This is a genomic window from Phormidesmis sp. 146-33 (assembly GCF_052939515.1).
Genome location: NZ_JBJPHU010000252.1, coordinates 1 through 2,387, shown reverse-complemented (window position 1 = coordinate 2,387; position 2,387 = coordinate 1). Strand labels below are relative to the sequence as shown.

Genomic DNA, 2,387 nt, shown 5'->3' with positions numbered 1-2,387 from the left:
ATCAGGTTAAACTCAGCGGAGCAGTCACCCACTCCGCTGGTCTTCAAAACCGTGCTTGAGACTTGACACCTCACACGGCTCCTCAACAGGTTGGTGCTGGACATGCAGACCTCGATGAATTGCGTCATGACAGTGACGGTGTACTAACACCAGATTGACCGGCTTGTAGTTAGACGGATTTCTGTCCAGATGGTGAACTTCCATCCGGTCATCTGACTGCAAGTACTGCCCGCAGTGTTGACACGTCCCAGATTGTTTCGCCAGCAGTTTTGCGACCGTGGGTTTAACCGTTGGGAGCATAGCCAAACGTTGATTCCAATAAATCCAATCGCCGTCATAGGGACTCCGCTTTGCCTGCACTTTAATATGCCGTTGAATCGGCGTGTGGGCATGGTGATAAAGCGTCGTCAGGGTTTGCCCAGACCGATGAGCAAACGTCCATCGTTTTCCTGGGTCGAATAACCAGTATCGATGGGCTTGCCACTGACGGCTTTTGTTGGGATGACGGCGACGTGCCCAAGCTCGAAGCTGACAATACAGCAGATGACCAAGTTGAGCAAAGGTCGGTTTGCTACAGACATTGGCGTAGTAATTAGCCCATCCTCGAATCACCGGATTCAATCGCTCAATCAGTTTCCATTGCGGTTGCGCCTGGTACTGTTTGAGAATAATTCGGAGTTGTCGAAGATGTCTGGTGATTGCCGCTTGGCTCGGTTTGATGATCGTTTTGAACCCTTGCTGGGAGTGAGTTTTTCCCACTCGGTACTGTCGGATGTTGTACCCTAAAAAGTCAAATCCCACTTTACCCTCAAAGTCATCCAGGGTATGGGTGATTTGAGTCTTGCTCGGTTTCAAAGCCAATCCCATGTCAGCTAACCATTCCATGAGGATGCGCTGGCTTTGCTGGATGACCGCAAGATCCGAGTGAAGCACCACGAGATCGTCGGCATACTGAACCAGCATTGGGCATTGGGTTCGCCCAAAGGCTTTCTCCAGAGCCGTTGCCATGCCATGCAACGCCACATTCGCCAATAGGGGCGACACGCACCCGCCTTGAGGTGTCCCTTCATCCGTCGGATAGAGGGTGGCACCCTCCATCACGCCACTTTTCAGTCATGCCCGGATCTGCCGGGTGAGCGTGGGTGGGGCGTTGAGTTTCCGCAATAAAGCAGAATGGTTGATTTTCTCGAAGCACTTCTGGATATCGGCATCCAGCACATATTTGGGCTTTTGCTTAATCGCCAGAAAGATGGCTCCGATAGCATCGCGACAGGAGCGTCCGGGGCGAAACCCGTAATTGTTTGGCTCGAATCGAGCCTCCCATTCCGGTTCGAGTGCCAGCTTGACGAGCGTTTGTAACGCTCGGTCGTGCATGGTGGGAATAGACAGGGGTCTTTGCTCCGTGGGACTTCCAGGTTTTGGAATGTCCACCCGGCGCGTGGGGGTTGCCTTTCCTCGGAGGTGAAGTTGTTGAACCAGTCTCAACCGCATCTGGGGGGAGAGCGACGCTAAGCCGTCGATACCTGCGGTCTTTTTGCCTTGGTTCTCTTGCGTCACTCGTCGCACGGCTAAACACTTCGCTGACCAGGACTTCATCAATAATCGTTGGAGTCGGTGGGCTGTCTTAACATCTCCACGCAACGAGGCTCGATAGATCCGGGTTTGGAGCTTGAAGACTTGCCGCTGAATCCGTTTCCAGGGGAGGTCTTGCCATTCATCCATCGGTTGTAATTCCGTGTCCATGACGTTTACACTCTGACTACCAGCCCTATCTTCCAAACTGTTGTGCCTCTGTCAGCATATGCTTTGGCTTTCCCAAAGCCTTTGGCTTCTGAGGCAATCCTGCTCTGAGGTCGCGTGCGGGTGACTCCCTACTCAGCCCCTCGACCGGGTTCTGAGAGCAAACATCAGAGTTACTTCGTTCCTCGTTTCCGTTTGACGCTAAGCGTGGGAGTTTCACTCTCCGCCGGGTTGAGTATGGATGCATTTAGGTCAGTTTGGTAGCTGCCTAACGTCAGTGCCAGTCCCTTTTGGGCAAGCCTGGTTCTCGATTGAGACCTCTGATGTGGAGGATTAAACCCGCGTTGGCTTGTTCGTTGTGACGACGGTTCGACCGTGAATTCACGTTGGTTACTCCTGCTCAGCTATGCTCGACGGGGTTCTCAGTCGGGTTCTGAGTTACCGCCTTTTCTCCCATGCTGGCTACCCGTAGGTTGTCAAGCCTACGAGCAGTGGGAGAGGCTGTCACTCCTGCATCAAGAAGGGATGGAATCGCACCATCACGAAAACGAAGTTGTCAAGGTTCAGCGGGCATTGTTCCCCTGTCATCCTTGCCAGCCGTCCCCAGATATTGCTATCTGTTTAGGCTGAACGAATCACACACCAAA

The 2,387-nt window shown here is 53.0% G+C and carries 1 protein-coding gene and 1 pseudogene; both read right to left on the bottom strand.

The annotated features are described in order from the left end of the window. Positions 1–24: 24 nt before the first annotated feature. Entirely contained in the window at positions 25–759 is a 735-nt protein-coding gene (locus ACJ2PR_RS35650; RefSeq protein WP_446880604.1) for a group II intron maturase-specific domain-containing protein, read from the bottom strand. A gap of 24 nt (positions 760–783) precedes the next feature. Continuing rightward, positions 784–1,722 (bottom strand): annotated as a pseudogene (locus ACJ2PR_RS35645) (reverse transcriptase domain-containing protein); the annotation flags it as partial. Between the last annotated feature and the right edge of the window lie 665 nt (positions 1,723–2,387).